This window comes from Nocardia sp. NPDC049220 (assembly GCF_040647855.1).
Taxonomy (GTDB): Bacteria; Actinomycetota; Actinomycetes; order Mycobacteriales; family Mycobacteriaceae; genus Nocardia.
Genome location: NZ_JBEZDA010000001.1, coordinates 613,476 through 635,765, shown reverse-complemented (window position 1 = coordinate 635,765; position 22,290 = coordinate 613,476). Strand labels below are relative to the sequence as shown.

The 22,290-nt window shown below is 67.9% G+C and carries 21 protein-coding genes; 8 read left to right on the top strand and 13 right to left on the bottom strand.

All coding sequences use genetic code 11. The features are described 5' to 3' along the window. Positions 1–79 precede the first annotated feature (79 nt). The 3 genes from AB0C34_RS02685 to AB0C34_RS02675 all read right to left on the bottom strand — a co-directional run bounded on the left by AB0C34_RS02685 (position 80) and on the right by AB0C34_RS02675 (position 4,856). On the bottom strand, positions 80–2,083 hold the full coding sequence (locus AB0C34_RS02685; RefSeq protein WP_357066759.1) for a protein kinase: 2,004 nt from the start codon (positions 2,081–2,083) through the stop codon (positions 80–82). 242 nt (positions 2,084–2,325) lie between these two features. After that, positions 2,326–2,748 (bottom strand): hypothetical protein, encoded by a 423-nt coding sequence (locus AB0C34_RS02680; RefSeq protein WP_357066757.1) that lies wholly within the window; start codon positions 2,746–2,748, stop codon positions 2,326–2,328. Between the two features lie 266 nt (positions 2,749–3,014). Continuing rightward, complete coding sequence (locus tag AB0C34_RS02675) at positions 3,015–4,856, bottom strand: protein kinase (RefSeq protein ID WP_357066755.1); 1,842 nt, start codon at positions 4,854–4,856, stop codon at positions 3,015–3,017. A 212-nt stretch (positions 4,857–5,068) separates the two neighbouring features. On the opposite strand from AB0C34_RS02675, the gene AB0C34_RS02670 reads away from it, so the two are divergent. Next, positions 5,069–5,974: a hypothetical protein gene (locus AB0C34_RS02670; RefSeq protein WP_357066753.1), complete on the top strand. Its 906-nt coding sequence runs from the start codon at positions 5,069–5,071 to the stop codon at positions 5,972–5,974. A 7-nt stretch (positions 5,975–5,981) separates the two neighbouring features. On the opposite strand, the gene AB0C34_RS02665 is transcribed toward AB0C34_RS02670, so the two are convergent. Further along, a complete protein-coding gene (locus tag AB0C34_RS02665) occupies positions 5,982–6,647 on the bottom strand; it encodes a response regulator transcription factor (RefSeq protein WP_357066751.1) in 666 nt (221 codons plus the stop codon). A gap of 74 nt (positions 6,648–6,721) precedes the next feature. Further along, a complete protein-coding gene (locus tag AB0C34_RS02660; protein ID WP_357066749.1) occupies positions 6,722–7,951 on the bottom strand; it encodes a histidine kinase in 1,230 nt (409 codons plus the stop codon). A gap of 167 nt (positions 7,952–8,118) precedes the next feature. On the opposite strand from AB0C34_RS02660, the gene AB0C34_RS02655 reads away from it, so the two are divergent. The 3 genes from AB0C34_RS02655 to AB0C34_RS02645 all read left to right on the top strand — a co-directional run bounded on the left by AB0C34_RS02655 (position 8,119) and on the right by AB0C34_RS02645 (position 11,095). Next, entirely contained in the window at positions 8,119–8,910 is a 792-nt protein-coding gene (locus AB0C34_RS02655; RefSeq protein ID WP_357066747.1) for a hypothetical protein, read from the top strand. Between the two features lie 242 nt (positions 8,911–9,152). Continuing rightward, positions 9,153–10,526 carry an alpha/beta-hydrolase family protein gene (locus tag AB0C34_RS02650; protein WP_357066746.1) on the top strand — a complete coding sequence of 458 codons (1,374 nt, stop codon included), beginning with the start codon at positions 9,153–9,155 and terminating at the stop codon, positions 10,524–10,526. Positions 10,527–10,651: 125 nt separating this feature from the next. Continuing rightward, positions 10,652–11,095, top strand: coding sequence for an SRPBCC domain-containing protein (locus AB0C34_RS02645; protein WP_357066744.1), 444 nt, complete (start codon positions 10,652–10,654; stop codon positions 11,093–11,095). 111 nt (positions 11,096–11,206) lie between these two features. Here AB0C34_RS02645 and AB0C34_RS02640 read toward each other — a convergent pair whose 3' ends face one another. Next, positions 11,207–11,815 carry a TetR/AcrR family transcriptional regulator C-terminal ligand-binding domain-containing protein gene (locus AB0C34_RS02640; RefSeq protein ID WP_357066742.1) on the bottom strand — a complete coding sequence of 203 codons (609 nt, stop codon included), beginning with the start codon at positions 11,813–11,815 and terminating at the stop codon, positions 11,207–11,209. Positions 11,816–11,922: 107 nt separating this feature from the next. Between AB0C34_RS02640 and AB0C34_RS02635 the strand changes: the two genes are divergently transcribed. Next, positions 11,923–12,924 (top strand): SDR family NAD(P)-dependent oxidoreductase, encoded by a 1,002-nt coding sequence (locus tag AB0C34_RS02635; RefSeq protein ID WP_357066740.1) that lies wholly within the window; start codon positions 11,923–11,925, stop codon positions 12,922–12,924. Positions 12,925–13,135: 211 nt separating this feature from the next. Here AB0C34_RS02635 and gatA read toward each other — a convergent pair whose 3' ends face one another. Together gatA and gatC are read right to left on the bottom strand one after the other, a co-directional pair. Continuing rightward, positions 13,136–14,659: an Asp-tRNA(Asn)/Glu-tRNA(Gln) amidotransferase subunit GatA gene (gene gatA, locus AB0C34_RS02630; RefSeq protein WP_357066738.1), complete on the bottom strand. Its 1,524-nt coding sequence runs from the start codon at positions 14,657–14,659 to the stop codon at positions 13,136–13,138. Further along, the gene (gene gatC, locus AB0C34_RS02625; protein ID WP_357066736.1) at positions 14,656–14,955 is read right to left on the bottom strand and encodes an Asp-tRNA(Asn)/Glu-tRNA(Gln) amidotransferase subunit GatC; all 300 of its coding nucleotides are present in this window, start codon (positions 14,953–14,955) and stop codon (positions 14,656–14,658) included. The genes gatA and gatC overlap by 4 nt, the downstream gene beginning before the upstream one ends. A 77-nt stretch (positions 14,956–15,032) precedes the next feature. On the opposite strand from gatC, the gene AB0C34_RS02620 reads away from it, so the two are divergent. Together AB0C34_RS02620 and AB0C34_RS02615 are read left to right on the top strand one after the other, a co-directional pair. After that, positions 15,033–15,293: a hypothetical protein gene (locus AB0C34_RS02620; protein ID WP_357066734.1), complete on the top strand. Its 261-nt coding sequence runs from the start codon at positions 15,033–15,035 to the stop codon at positions 15,291–15,293. A 73-nt stretch (positions 15,294–15,366) separates the two neighbouring features. Then, positions 15,367–16,017: an amino acid-binding protein gene (locus tag AB0C34_RS02615; protein WP_357066732.1), complete on the top strand. Its 651-nt coding sequence runs from the start codon at positions 15,367–15,369 to the stop codon at positions 16,015–16,017. A gap of 178 nt (positions 16,018–16,195) precedes the next feature. On the opposite strand, the gene AB0C34_RS02610 is transcribed toward AB0C34_RS02615, so the two are convergent. The 3 genes from AB0C34_RS02610 to AB0C34_RS02600 all read right to left on the bottom strand — a co-directional run bounded on the left by AB0C34_RS02610 (position 16,196) and on the right by AB0C34_RS02600 (position 18,428). Continuing rightward, entirely contained in the window at positions 16,196–16,726 is a 531-nt protein-coding gene (locus tag AB0C34_RS02610) for a GNAT family N-acetyltransferase (protein ID WP_357066730.1), read from the bottom strand. A gap of 151 nt (positions 16,727–16,877) precedes the next feature. After that, on the bottom strand, positions 16,878–17,201 hold the full coding sequence (locus AB0C34_RS02605; RefSeq protein ID WP_357066728.1) for a hypothetical protein: 324 nt from the start codon (positions 17,199–17,201) through the stop codon (positions 16,878–16,880). Between the two features lie 21 nt (positions 17,202–17,222). Further along, positions 17,223–18,428: an ATP-binding protein gene (locus AB0C34_RS02600; protein ID WP_357066726.1), complete on the bottom strand. Its 1,206-nt coding sequence runs from the start codon at positions 18,426–18,428 to the stop codon at positions 17,223–17,225. Between the two features lie 291 nt (positions 18,429–18,719). Here AB0C34_RS02600 and AB0C34_RS02595 point away from each other — a divergent pair, with 291 nt between their 5' ends. Next, complete coding sequence (locus AB0C34_RS02595; protein WP_357066724.1) at positions 18,720–19,076, top strand: hypothetical protein; 357 nt, start codon at positions 18,720–18,722, stop codon at positions 19,074–19,076. Between the two features lie 106 nt (positions 19,077–19,182). Here the strand turns inward: AB0C34_RS02595 and AB0C34_RS02590 are convergent, their stop codons facing one another. Next, positions 19,183–19,950, bottom strand: a complete 768-nt coding sequence (locus AB0C34_RS02590) for an SDR family oxidoreductase (protein WP_357066722.1) — start codon at positions 19,948–19,950, stop codon at positions 19,183–19,185. A 161-nt stretch (positions 19,951–20,111) separates the two neighbouring features. After that, entirely contained in the window at positions 20,112–22,238 is a 2,127-nt protein-coding gene (gene ligA / locus AB0C34_RS02585; protein WP_357068412.1) for an NAD-dependent DNA ligase LigA, read from the bottom strand. Positions 22,239–22,290 lie beyond the last annotated feature (52 nt).

Below are 22,290 nucleotides of genomic sequence, written 5' to 3'. Positions count from 1 at the left end.
ATCGGGTGATCGGATTCCGATTCGGTGCCGGAATCGTCCACCCTATGAACTCACTGCGAGTTCGCTGTGCGTCCGGGCGTCAGTAGACATACACCACCGCGTTCTCGCCACCGCTGCACGTGACGAGCTGGCCGGAGAGCTGGCAATTCATCGTGTATGTCTGGCCGGTGACCGGACTGGTCGCCAGCACCGCGCGCGTCCCGTCACGGGCGGCGTTCTGCGCCGTACCGAGTTGCACATACGCCCTGCGTACCTCTTCGGCGAACGCGCAGCTGGTCACAGCTGTGCCGACCGCCGATTTCGTCAACGCACCAGAAACCGATTGCCCCTGTCCGCACGGCGTCGCGCCGGTCGGCAGCGTGACCGATGTCTGCTTGGGCGAGCTGGTCGCCGCGGCGGGGGCCGACGAGGTGTTCGGCGTCCGGCCGCTCGGGCCCGCCGGCGGCACAGCGGGCGCCTCGGACTGCAGGTCGGCGGAGGAGGTTTCCGAGCGGCCGGAGCCGAGCACCTGCCAGCCGATCGCGCCGCCGACGGCGAGCACGACGACGGTCAGCACCCCGATCATCATGGGCAGCACGATGGAGCGCCCCCCTGGCGCGGCGTACGGGCCCTCATCGTGGTCGTCGTAGTCGTAATCCATATCGTCGCGTTGCGGATACGGATAGTCGGTACGCGCCGGATAAGCGCTCTCCGGCGGATAATCGGTGCGCGTCGCGCGACCGCCGTGCATGGCAGCGGGTACTGGCGGCAGGTACTCGGTCGGTGGCGAATAACCCTCCGCGGACGAGGTGTCGGCTTGGCGGTGCGGATCGGGCGCGCTGAATGCGGCAAAGCTCGGCGTCTCCGAATAAGCCTGGGGCGGCGTCTGCGAATACCCCTGCGGCGTGACCGTCGGATACACCTCTGTCGGTGGCGCCGAATACCCCGATGCTTGCTCGTATCCCGCCGACTCCATATACGCCTGGGTCTCGGGATACAGGTGCGCGTCGGGGAAGGGTCGTATCGGTGGCAGCCCCACCTCGGGCGTGTACGCCGTGGGTGGCGTGTACGGCGGCGCGTCCGCCGACGGCAATGGCGTGAACTGCGTCTCCGTGGGTCGGACCACCGTTGGCGCACTCGGACGGATCACCGCCCCGATCGACAGCTCCCCGGTCGACTCCGGCGGAACAGCCGAACCACGCACGATCGGACTCGCGGAACGCTGCGCCGGGTTGGGCGCGCGCACCACCAATGTCGGCCCGGCGGACGCTACCGGGGTCAAGGCCGCGCGGGCCGCCCTGGCCAGCGCGGTCGCGGTCGCGAAGCGGTCGGCCGGATCCTTGGCCATACCGCGACTGATCACCGCGTCCAACGCGGCCGGAACGCCGCCGGCCTGCGCGCTCGGCCTTGGCGGCGGATCGGAAAGATGCGACTTGATCAGCACGTTCATACTGGCCGCCGGGAAAGGCGTCGCTCCGGTCAGGCATTCGTGCAGCACACAGGCCAAGGAGTAGATATCCGCGCGCCCGGTGACCGGCGCGGTGTCGAAACGTTCCGGAGCCATGTAGATGTAGGAGCCAACGGCCATGCCGACCAGGGTCACCGCGCTGTCGCCCTCGGTGTGCGCGATACCGAAATCGGCGAGGTAGGCAAAATCCGCGTCCGTGACCAGGATGTTCGCCGGCTTCACGTCGCGGTGCACCAGGTTGCCCGTGTGTGCGGCCTCCAGCGCTGAGGCGATCTGTTCGATGATGCCGACAGCGCGGGCGGGGCTGAGCGGACCCTGGCCACGCAGGATGGTGCGCAGATCGACGCCCGGCACGAGCCGCATGTCGATGAACAGCACACCATCGATGACGCCCCAGTCATGAATCGGTATGACGTGTGGCTCGGTCAGCCGGGCGGCCGCCTGCGATTCGCGCCGGAAACGCACCTGGTACACCGGGTCTCTGGCGAGCTCTTCGGACAGCAACTTCACCGCGACCACGCGGTCCCTCAGCGTGTCGTAGGCCTCGTAGACTTCGCCCATTCCCCCTTTGCCCAGCAACGACCGCAGTTCGTACGGCCCGAACCGCGTCCCGGTTCTCGGCCCAGGTTCCTGCACCCGTCCATCCTCCACATCCCGGGCGGTGACTGCACAGAATCACGCGGTTCGCGGTCGGAGCCTGCCCGTCAAAGAGTGGATTCTCCGGGTGCTACACCTCGTGGTCAAACGCAACGACGGCGACCGCCGCGCGATCGCGCAGGTCGGGCGTGCCGAATGTCGGTCCGACCGGGTATTCCACGGTCACCGTCCGCCCCTCGGCATCCCTCTCGTTGGGAATGTCCGGCGCGACCCTGTCGCGCTCAGGACGTCGTCTCGACGAGTCGGGCGGCACGATCGTTCAACGTGGCCAGCGTGCCGTCGCGGCGTGCCCGTCGAAGCCCGCGTTCGGCGAGCCGACCGTCTCCGGGCGTTCGGACGGTCTGCACAGCGGGAGCGGACAGACCGCGGAAGGTATGTGGTGCGTAGTTGGCGCCGTGTGCGGAAACCTCCAGCCAACCGGTGCAGAATCGGACCGCCGGACCCAGACACTGCGCGTTGTACCGGTCTGCCACGAGGCCGGCCCGGCGACCTCCTTCGGGCAGCAATCCGTCGGGTGCTTCGAACCTGATTCCGTCGATGCCTTCGCCGATCGACCGGACGGGCACGATGACCAGGAAACCGCGGAAGGCGACAAGGCAATGCGGCAGGACGCCGAGCCGCTCGACGCCATTCGCGACGTTCACTCGCGGTCCTGGGCCCTTGGCGGGTACCGGCTGGGAGTCCGGAGCGGACGGCCATCGGGCTCCGTAGGTCGACCGGGCACCGGCAGCCGAGAGGGCCGCCAGGTCACCACACGTTCGACGTGGCTCCCGGAGGCGCCATTGCCGTGTTCATGAGCGCATACCACTCTCCGCGTCGTATTGATTCGTCAGCCTCCACCGGCCAGATGGCGCTCAACGAGAATCAACATGGAAACGCCGCTGTCACGCAAGCGACTCCCGCCGCGCGCTTACAGCGGCAAGTCGACGAACCACGCCTTGAATTTCGCGGCGGTCAGACCGAAGCCGGAACTCGGCGCGCGATCGGTGAGCGACACCTTGGCGTACAGCAGGTAGCTCGACCGGACCGGATCGTCCCGGAAATCGACAACGAGGAAGCCGTCCGGGAACCCGGTGGATGTCTGCTGCCATCGGTAGGTCGAGTACGACTTTCCGTTGTTTCGCTCGGATGCCGCGGTATTCGACGGCAGATTACGCACCGCCGCCTGGGCATTCTGCGCCGAGCCGAACGCGATGACAACGTAGTCGGGCTCATTGATCGGTGTGCCCCAACAGTTCCAGGCCGTCGCCCAGTTCGGGAAGTCGGGCGTGGCTGAGTCGCTGGACACCTTGTCACCCGGATGGGCGGTGTCGAGGAAGCAGGTCTTCCCGCGATACCCCGCGCCGGAGCCGACACCGTATTTCGTATCGACACCCTGCGGCAGCAGGCGCGGGAATGCCTTGGCGAGCGTGCCGGGGTCGGCCGGTCCAGTAGGCGTCTCGGTGCCGAGCGGTGACGACGGGGACCTCGACGACCCGAGTTTCGCGGCGACGATTCCGGCGCCGACGATCAGGCTCACGACAATCAGGACAAGTACCACGATCAGGCCGGTGTTCGAGCGACTTTCGGGCCGGTAGGACAGCGGCCGATGGGGCGGATAACCGACCTCCGGCGGCCTGGTCAGCGGAATAGATTGCGCCGCGGCATAATTCGAAACAGATGGGTTTCCGAACGCCGCGAACTGGTGAGCGCCACCAGCGTCCGCCGTGTACTGCGGCATCGGGGAATAGCTGGGGCCGGCAACCGTGGCCGGATAGGTCGGCGGACCCAGCACCGGCCCGTGGTAAACCGGATTCGCGGGCGGCGGCGCGAGCACAGTGGGCGCGGGCTGCGACAGCGAGGGCGGCACGGGCCCGGCATGGGTGGCCGCGGTCAGCGCCTGCCGTGCGGCCGTGGCGAATTCGACGCACGACAGATACCGGTCGTCCGGACGCTTCGCCATCGCCGTGGCGATCACCGTGTCCAGCGCCGGCGACAGGCCCGGGCGCTTGGCGGCGACCACAGGCGGCGGGGACTGCAAATGGCCGCGGATGATATCTGCCGGCGCCGGCGCCTCGAACGGGGCGAGGCCGGTCAGCAGCCAGTACAGCGCACACGCCAGTGAGTACTGATCGGAGCGGTGGTCCAGATGCGCGCCGGTCATCTGTTCCGGCGAGGCGTAGGCAAGCGTCGCGGTGAACATGCCGGTCTGGGTCAGATGCGTGGAATCCTCGCGCAACCGGGCGATGCCGAAGTCGGTCAGGAAGACCCGTTCGACGTGCCCGGTCGTCGTGCGCGCCAGCATGATGTTCGCGGGCTTCACGTCCCGGTGTAGCACGCCCATCCCGTGTGCGTAATCCAGCGCCGCCGCGATACCTTCGATGATCTGCACGGCCCGCTCCGGGGGCAGACTCAGCGGGTTCACCGTCGACGCGTCGACGCCGTCGACGTATTGCAGGGAGATCCACAGTTGCTCGTCCTCGGTGCCCCGGTCGTACACCGCGACGATATTCGGATGATCGAGCTGCGCGGCCAGGTCCGCCTCTCGCTCGAATCGCGCTCTGACCTCGGTGTCGGTGAACAGTTCCCGGTTGAGCAGCTTGAGCGCCGTCTGCCGCGGCAGCCTCGGGTGCTGTGCCAAGTACACCGAACCCATACCGCCCCGTCCGAGGAGTCGGTCGATGGTGAATCCAGCGAATACCGCACCGCTGTCGAGCAACACGCCCCCTTCGAGTGACCGCGCCAGCCGGATGTGAACGTCCTGGCGCTCCATACAGATACTGGAGCCTACCGGGTAGCGCCGTGGCCACGGAGTTTCGAATTCTTCGGGACAATCCGCGAAACTATCTACGAGACACCATCGCGACACCGTCCCCAGATGCGGCGATGATGGCTCTCGCCCGGTCACCGGCCGGACGGGCACTATGAGCTGATTGCACCGCCGATGTACAGCGAGTCCGCGTTACTGGTGGTGGGGAGGACTCGGTGGTGAGGTCGACGGGAATCGTTTCGGCATGGCGTCCAGCGCTGCGCGCCGTCCCGATGGTGGTGTTGCTCATCATTTCCTCGTGTGCCCTACTTCCCGGCGACCGGACCGCCGCGGAGCCTCCCGCCGTGCTCGTCAAGACCGCGGGCACGTGGCGGCCCGGCCTCTCGGTGTCCATGCCCGACGCGCTGGCCGCCGATTTCACCCAGTTGCAGCCACAGCTGGCCGGACAGGTCGGCATGGCGATCATGCCCGTCGGGGGCAGCCGAATGACCATCTTCGGCGACTGGGTCAGCGGTATCGCGTGGTCGACCATCAAGGTCCCGCTCGCGATCGCGGCGCTGCGGCACGACCCGGAGGAGGTCATCGTCGACGAGGCCACGGCGGCGATCACGGTGTCGGACAACGGCGCCGCCGAGGCGCTGTGGCAGTCGCTGGGCGACGGTCTGCAGGCCGCCAAGGCAGTACAGGACGTCATCGATGAGGCAGGCGACGCCACGACGGGCGTCGCCGGACCGAGGACCACGCTGGACTACATCTCCTTCGGCGGCACCGAATGGTCGCTGGCCAACCAGGCCCGATTCGCGTCCCGGCTACCGTGCCTGCCCGAGACCGGCACGGTGACCAAGTTGATGTCGGAGATCACTCCCGAGCAGGCATGGGGCCTCGGGGTTTTGGCGGGCTCGGCGTTCAAAGGCGGCTGGGGGCCGGACGACGAGACCGGCATCTACACCGTCCGTCAGTTGGGCCTGGTACCGGTTGCCTCCGGCACGATCGCTGTCGCCCTTGCGGCACAAGCCGATTCGGGATCCTTCGACGACGCCACCGAGATCCTGAGCCGCCTGGCGAGTTTGATCGGCCACAATCTCGCCGAACTGCACGGCGGTTCCTGCCCGCCCGACTGAGCCCCGCTCAGCCCGGCGTGACCAGGCCGGATTCGTAGGCAAGCACCACCGCCTGCGCGCGGTCACGCAGGCTGAGTTTCGAGAACACCTTGGACACATGAGTTTTCACGGTCTGCTCGGCTACGAAGAGGGCCTGGGCGATCTCGGTGTTCGACATGCCCTCGGCGATCAGCTCGAGCACCTCGCGCTCGCGCGGGGTCAGCGAGGTCAATGCGAGTGTCGGCTTCACGCGGGCGCCGCTGCGACGGCGCGTGACGTCGGCGATGAGCCGCCGGGTGACCGTCGGCGCGAGCAGCGCCTGGCCGTCGGCGACCACGCGCACCGCACGCACCAGTTCCTCGGCCGGCGCGTCCTTGAGCAGGAATCCGCTGGCACCGAGTCCGAGCGCCTCGTAGACGTAGTCGTCGATGTCGAAGGTGGTGAGCATCAGCACGCGCACCGGCGGATCGAAACCGGCGGCCAGAATGGCGCGGGCCGCGTCGAGCCCGTTCATCTCCGGCATCCGGACATCCATCAACACCACGTCCGGGCGCAGCCGCGCGGCCTCGGCCACCGCGACTTTCCCGTCCGCCGCGTCGCCCACCACACTGATGTCAGGTTGCGCTGCGAGCAGAGCTCCGAACCCCTGCCGAACCATCGCCTGGTCATCGGCGATCAACACGGTAATTGCCACCCGCCCACCCTAAGCGCCCGCCGAGTGCGGCGGCGCCGTCGATAACGCGCTCGCGAGCAGACCGCGCGGCGAACTCACCGATCCGTTTCGGCGGAAACCGGCGCGGCTGTGACCACCGCGCCGGCGGCGGGGCCGCCCGGCACGTCGAGTGGGAGACGCGCACGGACCTCGAAGCCGCCGTCGTCGCGGGGACCAGCGGCCACGTTTCCGCCGACCGCCGAGGCTCGCGCCTGCATTCCCGCGATTCCGTGTCCGCCGCTGCCGATCGGGCGCGCGAGCGCGGTACCCGCGCCGTTGGTAACGGTGACCAGCAGTTGCGCGCCGTGTTCGATGTGCACCTGAACCGGGGCGTCCGGGGCATGCCTGGAGGCATTGGACAACGACTCCTGAGCGATGCGATACAGCGCGAGACCGGTGGTCTCCGGGATGGTGTCCAACGGGCCGTCGACCGTCCATGTGAGGCGAACGCCCGCGCGCTGAGCACCCTCGAACAGGCCGAGCACATCGGCGGCCTTCGGTTGCGGGGCGTGTTCGGGCAGTTGCCCATCGCTGCGCAGGACACCGAGCATGCCGCGGATCTCGTTGAGCGCCTCGCGCGCCGTGGCGCCGATCGACTCGAACTCGGCGCGCGCGGCCGGTGTCACGCCGTCCACCCGATAGGGCGCGGTCTGTGCCTGTACCACCACCAGGGACATATGGTGGGCCACCACGTCGTGCAGATCGCGGGCTATGCGAGCCTTCTCCTCCAGAATGGCCCGGCGGGCTCGCTCGAGTTCGTTCTCCTCTTCTTGGCGCACCAACTGCTGCCGCGAGAGCAGCAGCCATCGAATCAGCAGGCCGAACAGCACCAGGGCCGCCAACGCGATCGGCCAGCCCCACACGGCACTCGCGAATGCCTCGCCCTCTCCCGGCATGGTGGTCGCGAACAGCAACGCGGTCGCGGCCCACGCGACCGCGACGATCCGGCCCGGCGCGCGCACCGCGACCGCGAACAACAGCACGAGCACGCTCAGGATGTGCACCACCTGGAACGGCAACTCGTTGTTCGGCTGATTCGGAATCGCGAGCGCGATCACCAGCGCCGCCCCAGCCGAGATGGCCCAGCCCAGCGCCGGATTCATCCGCACGAGCAGCAGCGGGAACGCGGCCAGCGCCGCGACGAACGGCTGCGCGGCGGCGGGGACCGTATGGGTCAGGTGCAATGTCGGCCAGGCCACCGTGTAGCAGATCAGAGCGACCACGACCAGGCCGAAGTCGAACCACGTCCGCGCATCCAGCCGGCGCAACCGACTCTTCTGCTTCATGTCGTTCACTCTAGGAAATCCCAGCTCACCGTGGCCTCATACCCTCGGGGGATTTCGGACCCCATACCCCGGTACCGGTCAGCGCGGCGCCTCCCCCGGCGGCACGGCGCACGAAACAGTGCCAGGGCATGAAGCGATTTCGCGAGCGGGTGCCTAACGTCGACGCCATGAGCACACCGACCAGCGCAGGACCCTCGACCCGGTCCGCATCGGCCGCAGGCGCCCGAAACCGTTCCGCCACCACTTCTTCCGCCGCACACACGCGACGCTATGCGGCATTGACCGCCAGCGCACTGACCGCTATGGCGGCCACTGTGTTCCTAGCCCCCGCGCCGCGGGCCGCAGCGGCGGCCGCGCCGGCCGAGAGCGAGCCGGCCGTCGCCGCCGTCGCCGAGCTGACCGCGGACGGCGCCGATTCGCTGGCCGCCATTCCGTCGGACTTCACCGCCTCGTTCGGTTACCGACCGAGCACCGAGAACGGTCTCGTCGTCAATCCCCGGGGTGACTGTTCCTCGCCGGTGGCATTGCCCGTCGAGTTCGACACCGCGTGCAAAGCTCACGACCTGGGCTACGACTTGTTGCGCTACGCCGATCGTCACGGCGAGCCACTCGGACCGTGGGCGCGTCAAGCGCTCGACGCGACACTGGACCGGCATATGCACGAGGCCTGCGCCAGTCGCGTCGAATCGCTCTCCCGTGCCCGTTGCGACACCATGGCGACGATCGCGACCACCGCCGTCGATCTGAACTCGCGCCGTCAGGACTACGGTGTGCCGGTGGTCGAACCTCTGCTCACGGCAACGGATTCCGATTCGGCGGTGCGCTGGCAGTCGTTGGGGGTGCTCGGCGCCGGTGTGGTGGGGTTCGGCGCGGTGCTCGCTGGGCGGATCCGTCGGCATGACCGCACGGCCGCCGAAGTGGTATCGAATACCGCTGGAGCGCAGGTGGTCCCGCGATGACCGAGGCGGTTGCGGCCGGATCCTCCGATCCCGCACGCAGCACGAGGCGAAAAAGGCAGGTACGAACCGCAGCATGCGCGGAGGCCGCACCTTATGTGGGGACGCGGAATCGGCGTAGGAGTTTCACGCGCGTCGATGCCCAGGCCGATACCGCCCATGGTTGCGCGGCGACCGACACGCCCGCATTCCGCCCCTCGGATCCGGTGGGAGGCACCGGCGCGGCGAACCAGCCTCGTTCGTCCGTGCGGCGCGGAGTGGGAGTCGCACTGCGGCGCGTCATCAATCAGGCCCTGCCGGCACGGATCGGCACGACGCTCGGACTCGGGATCGGCACCTTGGCCTCGTTGACGCCCGGTCTGCTCCCCCGGACGCCGAGCGCTCAAGCCGTGCTGACCGGACTGCTCACCGTAGGCGCGCTCGGCATGGCGGGAATCGTTCGATTCGTGCTGCGGCGTCGCGGTTTCGACATCAATCAGCGGCATTCGTCGGTCCGACTGCCCCTGATGGTCACGATGTCGGTGCTGGTGATCGCCGCTGCGGCGAACGCGGGACACTGGCAGAACCGACTACGCGCGGCGATGGGAACTCCCCAGATCGGAGCCGACTATTGGATGCGGTGCGCGCTCGGCGCGGCCCTGATCGTCGGACTGTGCGCAGGCACCACTCGCTCGATCGGCTGGGCGTTGCGGAAACTGGGCCGGGTGCGTGGAGTGTCACTGACCGTTGTGACGGCGGCGCTGCTGTCGCTCGTCGGCGCGCCCGCGGTGGTCACCTGGCGAGAGTCCGCGTACGCGGACGCCAACGCCGAGGTGGATCCCCACTTGCTGCGACCGGTTTCATACACCACGTCGGGCAGCAGCCAGTCGACGGTCAGCTGGTCGTCACTGGGTGCGGAGGGTCGCAAGTTCGTCAGCGGCAGGCCCACCCGAGCGGCGCGGGTCTACGTCGGGATGGCGTCGGCACCGGACTTGAACAGCCGTGTCGCGCTGGCGATCCGGGAACTGGCCCGTTCCGGTGGATTCGAACGCTCGAACCTGGTCGTCGCGGTGCCCACCGGATCGGGGTGGATCGACGCGAACGCCGTCACGGGTCTCGATCAGCGCTTTCAGGGTGACGTCGCGCTGGTCGGGCTGCAGTACTCGTATCTACCCAGCTGGGCGACGTTCGTCTTCGGTCGCGATGACGCGATAACGGCCGCGCGGACGCTGTTCACCGCCGTGGAGAACCACCTGCGCAGCCTGTCGCACAAGCCGAAACTGTACCTGTATGGCCAAAGCCTCGGCGCGCTGGGCGGTACCGCCGTCTTCGCCAACGACGCGGAGCAGAACAACCGAACCTGCGCGGTCCTGTGGGCCGGGCCGCCGGCGAACGACGCGCACCGCGGCGGCGCGACCGTGCTGGCCAACAGTTCGGACCCGGTGATCCACTGGTCACCCGCGCAGCTGTGGCGCGCACCCGACCTGACCGACGCCCGGGTGGACGCACCTGTCCCCCAATGGCTTCCGGTGTTGAGCTTTCTGCAGACCACCGCGGACCTCCTCGCCGCGCTGAATGCTCCTCCGGGTCATGGGCACCGCTACGGCACCGATCAGGGCACCGCCATGGGCACGTGCTGACCCATCCGGCTCCGCGCGAGCGACGCTGCACAGATCATGGTCCGACCCGCGCCGGACACCACGGCCCGAGGAACGCGCCGACCCCACGCGAGCCGCTTCCCGGTGGAACATGTTCTAATTTCACCATGGCCTTCGTCATCGATCTCGTCCGCGACATCGACGCCCCCACCGAACTGGTGTGGCAGGTGATCACCGACTTTCCGCGCTACGAGCAGTGGAACCCTTTCGTCTCGGAATGCCACAGTTCGCTGATCCCCGGCGAGCCGATCGATATGCTTGTCCACCTCTCCGAAACCCCGCGCAAGCAACGTGAATGGATCCGATCCCACACACCGGGGCGCGAACTCACCTATTCGATGAAGCCGGTTGCACTCGGCGCGCTGCACAGCCTCCGCTCACACACCGTCACGCCGTTGGCAGACAACCGCAGCCGCTACGAGTCGCATTTCGAGCTCGCGGGCTGGTTGCAGCCCGTTGTCGTCGCCCTACTCGGCAAGAATCTGCGGCGTGGCTTCGAGGGCATGACCAACGGGATCCAGAGACAGGCCGAGTCACTGCACGCCGCTTGATCCGGGCCGGGGCACTCTTGCCGATCGCGCCACCGAGGCGGTCCCGGGCAGCGCGCTTCCGTCGCCCGAACCCCGGCCGCGATCATGGACGAATGTCGACACCGAGGTCGTTCATAACGGCAGGGCAGGTCCCGCCGCGCGCAGATACGCCAGTGCCGCATCGCGCGCCTTGTCAGCATATGCGTCGGTGAGTCCGCCGAGACCGAGCGACCACCGAGTCTGGATCGGGCCGAGTAGCAGGTCGACGGCGAACTCCAGATCCAGATCGGCACGGAGTTCACCCGAGTCGATGGCGGCGGCAAGCCGATCGGCGATAGCGACGCGCTGCGGCAGCAGTAGGCGTTCACGATAGGCGGCGGCCAACTCGGGATCCTGCTGGATCTCGATATACATGGCGCGGAGGAAGGACTCGAAGCCGGGATCGGTCAGGGCGGCGACCGAGCCGCGCAGCAACCCGCGTAGGTCGGCGGCGATGTCGCCGGTGTTCGGCAGCGCGAGACCCGCCGGGCCGGAATCCGATTCGAGCATCGCGTCGAGCACTACCGCCCCCTTGGAGGGCCACCAGCGATAGATCGTCTGCTTGCCGACGCCCGCTCGGCCCGCGATGGCCTCGATACTCAGCTTCGGGTAGGACAACTCACGGACCAGCTCGGCGGCGGCGGCGAGGATTGCTGCGCGAGCCCGTTCGCTGCGCCGCGCGACAGTGGGAGCATCGGGCATGAGATGACGATAGCACCTGACGAGACGATACGGTTCGTCTTGACAGCGAACCCTGCGCTTGGCATCGTCACAACGAGACGTATCGTCTCGTATAGAAAGGACCCCCCGTGACCAGAACCTGGTTCATCACCGGCGCCAACCGTGGACTCGGCCGAGCGTTCACGCTGGCCGCACTCGCCGAGGGCGACCGCGTCGTCGCCACCACCAGGAACCCAGGGGCGATGACAGAGCTCGCGCACGATCGACTGACCGTGCTGTCGCTGGATGTTCGCGAACGCGCGAATGTGATCGCCAGCGTCGACGAGGCTTTCGCGCGGATGGGCACCATCGACGTTATCGTGAACAACGCGGGCTACGGACTGGTCGGTGCCGTCGAGGAACTCACCGAGACCCAGATCCGCGACCAGATGGACACGAATTTCTATGGCGCCCTCTGGGTTTGCCAAGCCGCGACACCGCACCTGCGCACCCAGGGTTCGGGCCACATCGTGCAGATCTCGACGGTCGGCGCCGTCGGAAGCCTCCCGCTCTTCGGGATGTACAACGCGAGCAAATGGGCCCTGGAAGGTTTCAGCGCCTCGCTCGCCGACGAATTACGTCCCTTCGGCATCGCCGTCACCCTCGCCCAGATGGGCGGCTTCGACACCGACTGGGCCAAGTCGAGCATGCGCTTCGCGACTGGCATCACGGCCTACGAGGACCTGCGCACCACCATCCTCGGGATGCCGAACTACCCGCCGCCCTCCTCCGCCGAGTCGACCGTCGCGCCCACCGAACCGACAGCCGAGTCGGCTGGCACAGCAGCGACACCCGCCAGCGCAGCCCAGGCCCCTACCGACTCCGCCTCGATCGACCAACAATCGCCGACTTTCGTCGAGGAGCCCGCAACCGACACGAAATCCCCCGGGGACACAACGGCCGACACCGAGCCCGAATGGATCGAGGCACGTCCCGAGGTCGCCGCCGCGGCAGTGATCGCTCTCGTGAACATGCCACACCCTCCGCTGCGCAAGATCATCGGTCCAGGCGCACACCACATGGTCTCGATCGCATTGACCCAACGCCGCGACGACTACGCGAGGGACACCGAATTCTCCTGGCCCGCATAGCAATCCAGGCATCGGCGACCACGCCGTACCCGACCCCGCACATTCGACCTACCGGCGCACTCCATGCGCTACACCGAGGACGCCGGCCGGAACATCGGTGCGCTGGTAATCGAGGCGAGCAACCCGCACCCGGTCAGCACCTCGCGCAGTCCGACCAGGGATGCTCGGACTGCGCCGCGGCGCGGACCATTGGGTGCGGCGGCAGGGCGGGTCAGGCGATCGGTCCCCGAGCGGCCTCGTAGGCGGCGCCCACCCGGTAGAGACGGTCGTCTGCGAGGGCGGGTGCCATGATCTGCAGACCAACCGGCATGCCGTCATCCGCGCTCAGACCAGACGGGACCGACATGGCCGGATGACCGGCCAGGTTGGTGGGCAGGGTGCACAGGTCGGAGAGGTACATGGCCAATGGGTCGTCGACCTTTTCGCCGAGCTTCCACGGGGTGAACGGGCTTGTCGGCGAGACGAGTACGTCGACCTGCTGGTACGCACTGTCGAAGTCGCCCGCGATGAGTGTGCGGACCTTGAGAGCCTGGCCGTAGTAGGCGTCGTAGTAGCCAGCCGAGAGCGCGTAGGTCCCGAGCATGATGCGGCGCTTCACTTCCGGACCGAACCCGGCCGCGCGGGTCGCCGCCATGACCTGCTCGGCGCTGTGCTGTCCGTCGTCGGCGACGCGCAGGCCGTAGCGCATGGCATCGAACCGTGCGAGGTTGGACGACACCTCCGACGGCATGACCAGGTAATACGACGACAGCGCGTATTCGAAGTGTGGACACGACACTTCGATTACCTCGGCGCCGAGGTCCTTCAGCACCGCGACCGCGGCGTCGAAGGAGGCGAGCACGCCCGGCTGGTAGCTGTCGGAGTGCAGTTCCTTCACCACGCCGATCTTCACGCCGCGCAGATCACCCTCGGCACCGGCGCGCGCCGCGGCGACCACGGGCGGCACCGGTACGTCACGCGAGGTGGAGTCGCGCGGGTCGTATCCGGCGATCACCTCGTGCAACAGCGCGGTGTCCAGCACGGTCCGACCGCACGGACCGCCCTGGTCCAGCGACGACGCGCAGGCGACCAGGCCGAAGCGGGACACTGTGCCGTAGGTCGGCTTGGTGCCGACGGTCGCGGTGACGGCGGCGGGTTGGCGAATCGACCCTCCGGTGTCGGTACCGATCGCCAGCGGCGCCTGGTTCGAGGCCAGCGCGGCCGCGGAGCCACCGCCCGAGCCGCCGGGAATCCGGGTGGTGTCCCAGGGGTTGCGGGTCGGACCATAGGCCGAGTTCTCAGTGGAAGAGCCCATGGCGAATTCGTCCATGTTGGTCTTGCCGAGGATCGGGATACCCGCATCGCGCAGTCGCGTGGTGACCGTCGCGTCGTACGGGGACACCCACCCCTCCAGGATCTTCGACGCGCAGGTGGTCGGCATGTCCGTAGTAGTGAACACGTCCTTGAGCGCCAACGGAACTCCGGCAAGCGATGAGGCGGGCTCCGCCCCGGAGGCGATCGCGGAATCCACCGCGGCGGCGGCCGCCAACGCCTGCTCCCCCGCGACGTGCAGGAAGGCGTGGTATTCACCGTCGACCGCGGCGATCCGATCCAGGTGCGCCTGGGTGACCTCCACCGAGGACAGCTCGCCGCGGTGGATCTTGTCGGCCAGGTCGGCCGCCGACAGCGTGGTCAGATCGAGCCCACCCGATGCCCCACCGCCGCCCATCGAATCGCTCTGCGATGCCGCGCTCATTCGCCCTCTCCCAGGATCTGCGGAACCATGAACCGCTGCTCTTCGACCGCGGGCGCACCGGAGAGCGCCTGCTCGGGGGTGAGACAGGGCACGGCAGCATCGGGGCGGGTCACGTTCACCGCCGGATTCGGCGAGGCGGTGGCCGGGACGTCGCCGGCGGCGACCTCGGAGATGGTCCGCACGTGGCTCAGGATCGAATCCAGCTGGCCGGCGAACTGATCCAGTTCGGCATCGGACAGCGCGAGCCGGGACAGCCGGGCGAGGTGTGCGACCTCGTCGCGGGAGATGGCGGGCACCGCGGGACCCCTTTCGGCTTCAAGTTCAACAGTTCACACCGTTCCGCGCGCGGCGGCCGGTACCGGACGATGTCGCCATGCCCGACGACGCAGGGCGCGAGCCCGCGCAGCGTACGCACGACAACCCACACAGCCTAGCCACCGGCCCCACCGCCGCCGCCTGGTACCCGCGCTTCGCGGGCAAGTCGACCGAAACGTCCGTGTGGACGCCCGCGCACCGCGTCAGGGTCGACGACACCCACTCGAACCAGCGCGACACGCCGTCTCTGCGCGCATTTGCCGCGTGGCGGTCGTCGCCGATCGGCCTCCGACTCGATAACCCGCCTCGAGGGGTGTAAGTATTGCGTAACCCGGGTACCCATTCAGAACCTCGGCCGCCCGGGGAAGGGCCGCCCAAGGAAAGGAAAGCACGTGTCGTATCTGCTCCGCGTGCAACTTCCGGATCGACCGGGAAGCCTCGGCGCGCTCGCGGTCGCACTCGGCTCGGTCGGTGCGGACATTCTCTCGCTGGATGTGGTGGAACGCGGAGCCGGCTTCGCTGTCGACGACTTGGTCGTCGAGGTGCCCTCGGGCGCACTGCCCGACACCCTCATCACCGCCGCCGAATCGATAGGCGACGTGCACGTGGACTCCATCCGCCCGTATACCGGCGTACTGGACACCCATCGCGAACTCGAACTCATCGACCAGGTGGCCGGCGCCCGCGACGATCGGATGCAGGTGCTCGTCGACGGCGTGCCCCGCGTACTGCGGGTCGGTTGGAGCACAGTCATCGATGTCGGCCCACACGGCGCGTACCGGGTGGTCGGAAGCCCGAGTGCGCCACAGACACAGGCGGCGTCGGCGCCGTGGATGCCGCTGGAGAAGCCTGCCGTGCTCGACCCCGAAGCCGACTGGGTCCCGGAGATCTGGCGCTCCATGGATACCAAACTGGCCGCCGCTCCGCTCGGCAATACCGGCAAGGTGCTGATGCTCGGCCGCCCCGGCGGACCTGACTTCCGGCCTTCCGAAGTCGCCCGACTCGGTTATCTCGCGGGGATCGTGGCGACCGTCCTCGGGTAGGACCAGGCCGCTCGCACTACCGCGAGAGTGCCGCCTCAGCACTGTCGCCCGCTGCCGGCGGATCGCGCCTCCGATTCGACGGGTCGCGCGAAAAAAGTCGGGCCGACAAGCGCGCCCAGGTGGCCCGATACCCGGTCGAACATGCCCCTGATCCGAGGTATGCCCAGATCATCCGAGGTCACCGGGCAGGTGCGCGGTCGGAGAGGTCGACCGGAAGTCGGAGAACGGTCAGCAGGTCACCCTCACTGGAGCACCAGTCTCGGGCGGGGACGGGGAAGAAGCCCAAGCGGTCATAGATCCTTCGAGCGTCGACCATGGCAGGCATGGTGGTGAGTGCGACGGCGGTGCAGCCCTCCGCCCTTGCCAGGTCGATCACCGTGCGCACCAGCGCTGTTCCCGCGCCGAGACCGCGCGCGGACTTCGCGACGGCGAGCATACGGAACTCCAACTCGCCCGGCTGTGCGATTTCGGCATACGGCGTCCCCGCGTGTGCGACGGTGAGCGAACCGATGATCCGATCGGCGTGTGTGGCGACGAGGATCCGAGCCGACGTCGCGCGGCGGGGCGTGTCGGCCAATTCCCCCGCGTACCAACTGCCCGCCCGCACATACTCGGCACCGACGTAGACGTCCACGGTCAGCTCGCCGACGGCATCGTATTCGTCCGGCCGCGCCACCCGGACGACCACACCCGGGTCCTTCAGATACATACCCGGCATGATGCCACCGTCCCTAAGGCGGACTACGTCACACCACCATCGCTGATCCACTCGCGGAGCGCCTGGATGGCAGCGCTGCCCCGAAGATCGTGCCTTGCCAAGGAATACCCGACCGTGACACCGGAACCCTGGCCGATCAACCTCAGCTCATTCCGGAGAACTGCCAGCGGTCGGGTTTGCCCGCCGGATAGACCACGGCAAGCGAGTCCCCTACTTCCGGCCAGGAGTTCGTGTCGCGCACGAAGCGGCCGTAGACGACTCTGCCCGGGACAGTAGGACCGGTGAGGTTGCCGGTGACGGTCACATACTGCTCACCGAGGACGTCCGGGCGCGGACTCACACCGGTGACATACAGCGTGCCGTGCTCCGGGTCCGCGGTTCGCCAACCCCCGCGGCTGCGGACGACGAACACGATCATCGCCACCAGCACCGCGGCCAGGATCACCAGCGAGAAGAACTCCAGCATGTCGACCATGCTAGGGGCGCGTCACACCGAGGCGAGTTCACTGGTCCCTAGGCCGGTCCGACGGATCTGCCACACCGCGGTGTGGGTATGTGCCGCACAGCTGTTTCCCCCGTCGATCAGCGCACGATTGTCGGTCGTGAAGATCAGCTGAGCACCACGGGAATTGGTCTCCGGGTTGTGGAACAACTGGATCAACCGGTCGGCCTGCTGCGCGGGCAGGTGCGCGCCGATGTCGTCCACGACGAGCACGCGGCCTTCGTCGAGCGCGTCGAGCGTGGTCGGCAACACCCGCAGCAGCGACAACGTCGCCGAGGATTCGTCGCGGATGTCGAACGGGCTGCCGATGCCCTCGTGTACCAGGGTCAGGCCGACGCCACGCCGGGCGACCATTCGCGCGTACAGGGCGTCACGGGCGGCCTTCAGGTTGGTCGACTCTCGCTCCAGCAGCACGCTGGCACCACCGTTGTCCGACCGCGACCGCATGCCGATCCCGGCTATGTCGGCATCCAGCTCCTGCAGGTAATCGGCGTACATCGGGTCGTGTTCGGCGATGAGCAGGTCCGTGATGCCGAGTTCGGCGGTGCGCAGCAGCATCAGCAGGCGGGCCACGTTGTGCGCCGAGCGCGAAAGGTGGCTGCCGAGTCGATGCGCGATGGCGTCGGGGTCTGTCGGACCGTGTTGCACGTCGAGCATCGACTCGAACCATCGGTACGCGGGTACCAGCGCATCGGCGTACATGTGCCCCGCCAGGCTGAGCAGCAGGGCGTTCGGCCGGACCAATGGCACCAGCGCGGCGATCCCGTACCGCGCGGCCTCGAACATCGGGCCGAGCTTGATCTGCTGGCCGCTGCGTTCGAACACGATCCGTTTGCGTGAACGCGGGTGAGCGTGCAGCCATTCGGCGGTCACGTCGGCGTTGTCCAGCCGGAAACCATAGGTGTACGGCTCCCCCTCCGCGACGAATGCTGCGACGAATTCCGAAGGCCGCTCGGGAAATCCGAGATGCGGCGTCCGTACCGGCCCGGCGTACGGATCCCATCCCGTGACCGAATGCAACACGGCGTCCCGCATCTGCCAGAGCGCATCGGTCAGATTCGTCTTGCCCGCCGCGGCCCCGCCGTGGATCGCGGTCACCGGCACCGCCACCGGCCCGTTTCCCTTGGTCAGCCGCAGTTCCTGCCCCTCGGCCAGCGATCTGTGATTGGTCACCCGAAAACTGCGCAGCATGCCGCCATACTTCCGTCTCCATCATCGTCCCGCGACACCAACCCCCTCGCGCGCGTCCTGCCCGCGCCTACGGTCGATCCCCATTCGACGGACTACCCCCTGATACCGGATGCTGCCGCTCGATCACCGGCGCTACCTGGCGCGATGTCACCGAACGCAACAGCACCGGACGCAGCGGCACGGTGGCCGGCGGGCGTCGATCGCCAGGACAAGGCGGTGATAGCGGGTTAGCATGCCTGGACGCCGCGGCCGATTCGCGGTAGCTGCTCGATGCTTGATGGGATGGAAACGATGACACTGCCGGTTCGTCGTCTTGTGGTCGGAAGCTCCGTCGTCGCCGCGGCGGCGTTGGGGTCGCTGGTCGTGCTGGCGCCGGAGGCGGCGGCCAACGCGCCATGTCCGGACGGCACCGCGCGGGTGTTCCTCGGAAACAGCACCAACACCTGCCAAGGCGGCGGGACCGTCGACTACGACCCGTCGGCACCGGTGTCGAAAGTGTGCTCGATGCCGAACACCGACGTGACCGCCGAGGCCACGTTCAAGAACAGCCGCGGCAAGGTGGTGACCCAGAAGCTCGACCTGAGCGACGGTCGCTGCGGAAGGTTCGAGATCGCCGGCCAGTTGGGGGCGACGGTCACCGTCAAGTGAGACCGGCCCGCGATGGAAGGTGCGACGCTAGCCAGCCATCACGTACCTGCGGTGATCCCGACGGCACTGCACGATGGCGCCGGACTACCGATCGCGATCGCGCGACTCACCTGCGCAGTGTCGCCCCACTTTGATTGCGGTAGACCGCGGTTCGGCCTCCGTCAGCCGAGATCGTGGTGCCGGTGACGAAAGCTGCGCGGTCGGTGGCGAGGAAGTAGATCACTTCGGCGATTTCGCGGGGTGTGGCGAGTCTGTCGAGCAGGGTGGTATCGCTGAGTTGCGCAGCGCCTTGCTCACCGATGACCGCCATCAGCATCTCGGTTCGAGTCGGGCCGGGAGCGACGGTATTGACCCGCACCCCCGCCGGCCCGAATTCGGCTGCCCAGGTACGAGTCAACGACTCCAGTGCCGCCTTGGTCGCGCTGTAGGTGGAGGCACCGGGCATGCCGACGCGCGCGCCCATCGTGCTGACGTTGACAATGCTGCCGGAACCTTTCGCGATCATCGCGGGAACCAGCGCGGAGGTGAGGAAGTACGGTGCACGCAGATTCGTCGCCAGCGCGAGGTCGAAGGACTCGACGTCTTGGGACGTGGTCGGCCCGGCCGGAAGGAAGGCGGCATTGTTGACCAGGATGTCGACCGCACCCGCCGCAGCGGCGAGATGCCGCAGCGACGCCATGTCCGTGAGATCGACCGCGATGAAACGAGCCTGGCCGCCGGCCGCGGTGATCGCCCGCACCGTCGATTCCCCGCGTTCGATGTTACGGCCGGTAACGATGACCTGTGCGCCCGCAGTGGCCATCAGTTCGGCTGTGGCGCTTCCGATGCCACCGGTCGACCCGGTGATCAGAGCGACTTTGTCGGCGAGTTCCATACGCGATCCTTCCACGAGCCTCAAGGCCCTCGAGAGCGATCATCGTCTCTCGAACACGACATATCGTGCGGTGGCATGGTATATCGGGTCGTCACCAGTTGTTCGTCGGAAGTGGTGCTCAGAGCGAGCGCTACCAGGCCCGCTGCCCACCCTGTGGCCGCTCACTCCTCGGCGGCGTCCGGCGTCACCGCTTCCGGTCCCGCTTCCAGCAACAGTCGGAATCCCTCCTCGTCCAAGATCGGAACCCCGAGTTCCTCCGCCTTGACGGCCTTGGATCCCGGCGCGTCTCCGATCACCACGAACGCGGTCTTCTTCGACACCGAACTCGCGGCCTTGCCGCCGCGCACCAGGATCGCCTCCTTGGCGCCGTCGCGGGTGAATCCCTGCAGCGAACCGGTCACCACGATGGACAGGCCCTCGAGAGTGCGTTCGATGGACTCGTCGCGCTCGTCTTCCATCCGCACCCCGGCGGCCCGCCACTTCGCCACCACCGCACGGTGCCAGTCGACAGTGAACCATTCCGCCACCGCGGCCGCGATGGTCGGCCCGACCCCGTCGGCAGCGGCGAGTTCCTCGACCGAGGCCTGCTCGATCCGGTCCAGGCTGCCGAACTCGGCGGCGAGCGCCCGCGCCGCGGTGGGGCCCACATGCCGGATGGACAGCCCGACCAGCACGCGCCACAGCGGACGGTCCTTGACGGCTGCCAGGTTCTCCAGTAACCGCTGGCCGTTGGCCGAGAGATTGCCGCTCTTATTGGCATACAGCGAGGTGGTGAGCAGTGTCGCCGCATCGAGATCGAAGAGGTCGCCCTCGTTGGCGATCGCGCTGGACCTCAGCAAATCGATCGCGCCCTCGTAACCGAGCGACTCGATATCGAAGGCGCCGCGTCCGGCCACATGGAATACCCGCTCACGTAACTGCGCGAAGCAGAACTGCGAGTTCGGGCAGCGAATGTCGGCGTCCCCCTCCTTCTCCGGCCGCAATTCGGTGCCGCACTCAGGGCAATGCGTCGGCATGACGAACTCCCGCGCGTCGTCGGGACGCGCGTCCACCACTGGGCCGAGCACCTCCGGAATCACGTCGCCCGCTTTGCGGATGGTGACCGTGTCCCCGATCAGCACGCCCTTGCGCTTCACCTCGGCGGCATTGTGCAGGGTCGCCATGGCGACCGTCGAACCCGCGATGGACACCGGCTCCATCACAGCGAACGGGGTGACCCGCCCGGTGCGACCGACGTTCACCTCGATGTTCAGCAGCTTGGTCGTCGCCTCCTCCGGTGGGTACTTGTAGGCGATCGCCCAGCGTGGCGCGCGGGAAGTGGCGCCGAGCCGCCGCTGCAGCGCCGTCTCGTCGATCTTGATCACCTGGCCGTCGATCTCGTGCTCGATATCGTGCCGGTGCACGCCCCAGTACGCGACCCGCTCGATCACCGCCTCGATACCCTGTACTCGCCTGGTGTGCTCGGACACCGGCAGACCCCATGCCGCGAGCGCGCGGTAAGCCTCGAATTGCGAGGTCGGGCTGTAGCCCTCGATGCGGCCGAAGCCGTGACAGATCATGCGCAGCCCGCGCCGCGCGGTCACCGACGGATCCTTCTGCCGCAGCGAGCCGGCCGCCGTGTTGCGCGGGTTGGCGTACGGCGGCTTGCCGTCGGCCACGATCGCGGCGTTGAGCGTCTCGAAGTCCGCCAGCCGGAAGTACACTTCGCCACGGACCTCCAGTAGATCCGGGACCGGGAACTCGGCGCTGGGCGTCAGCTCGCCGGGGATGTCGCCGATGGTGCGAGCGTTGAGCGTCACATCCTCGCCGGTGCGCCCGTCGCCGCGGGTGGCACCGCGGACCAGTCGCCCATTCTGGTAGACGAGATTCAGCGCGACGCCGTCGATCTTCACCTCACACAGGTAGTGCAGATCCGGCCCGGTCTCCGCCTCGACCCGGTTCGCCCAGGCACGCAATTCATCGACATCGAACACGTTGTCCAGCGACAGCATCCGCTCCAGGTGGTCGACCGCGGTGAAATCGGTCGCGAAGCCACCGCCGACGAGTTGGGTCGGCGAATCCGGCGTGCGCAGGTCGGGATGCTGTTCCTCGATCGTCTGCAACCGCCGCAGCAACGCGTCGAACGCGCCGTCGGAGATGATCGGCGCATCCCGCACGTAGTAGCGGAACTGGTGCTCGCGCACCTCGTCCGCGAGCTGCTGCCACTCCACCCGCTGCTCCGCCGTCGCCGGTGCCGCCGCGCTGTCGCTCTCACTCACGCATCGCACAGTAGCCGAGTCCACCGACATCGCACCGCTGCGTTCCCGCACGTCGCCGTACCTGGCGGAGCGATTTCCGGAG

Bases quoted from the DNA above. Each gene is read 5' to 3' on its own strand.
- AB0C34_RS02675 (WP_357066755.1), bottom strand. From the start codon at position 4,856: ATGGAGCGCCAGGACGTTCACATCCGGCTGGCGCGGTCACTCGAAGGG.
- AB0C34_RS02660 (WP_357066749.1), bottom strand. From the start codon at position 7,951: ATGAAGCAGAAGAGTCGGTTGCGCCGGCTGGATGCGCGGACGTGGTTC.
- AB0C34_RS02655 (WP_357066747.1), top strand. From the start codon at position 8,119: ATGAGCACACCGACCAGCGCAGGACCCTCGACCCGGTCCGCATCGGCC.
- AB0C34_RS02645 (WP_357066744.1), top strand. From the start codon at position 10,652: ATGGCCTTCGTCATCGATCTCGTCCGCGACATCGACGCCCCCACCGAA.
- AB0C34_RS02640 (WP_357066742.1), bottom strand. From the start codon at position 11,815: ATGCCCGATGCTCCCACTGTCGCGCGGCGCAGCGAACGGGCTCGCGCA.
- gatA (WP_357066738.1), bottom strand. From the start codon at position 14,659: ATGAGCGCGGCATCGCAGAGCGATTCGATGGGCGGCGGTGGGGCATCG.
- AB0C34_RS02620 (WP_357066734.1), top strand. From the start codon at position 15,033: ATGCCCGACGACGCAGGGCGCGAGCCCGCGCAGCGTACGCACGACAAC.
- AB0C34_RS02610 (WP_357066730.1), bottom strand. From the start codon at position 16,726: ATGTATCTGAAGGACCCGGGTGTGGTCGTCCGGGTGGCGCGGCCGGAC.
- AB0C34_RS02605 (WP_357066728.1), bottom strand. From the start codon at position 17,201: ATGCTGGAGTTCTTCTCGCTGGTGATCCTGGCCGCGGTGCTGGTGGCG.
- AB0C34_RS02600 (WP_357066726.1), bottom strand. From the start codon at position 18,428: ATGCTGCGCAGTTTTCGGGTGACCAATCACAGATCGCTGGCCGAGGGG.
- AB0C34_RS02595 (WP_357066724.1), top strand. From the start codon at position 18,720: ATGACACTGCCGGTTCGTCGTCTTGTGGTCGGAAGCTCCGTCGTCGCC.
- AB0C34_RS02590 (WP_357066722.1), bottom strand. From the start codon at position 19,950: ATGGAACTCGCCGACAAAGTCGCTCTGATCACCGGGTCGACCGGTGGC.
- ligA (WP_357068412.1), bottom strand. From the start codon at position 22,238: ATGTCGGTGGACTCGGCTACTGTGCGATGCGTGAGTGAGAGCGACAGC.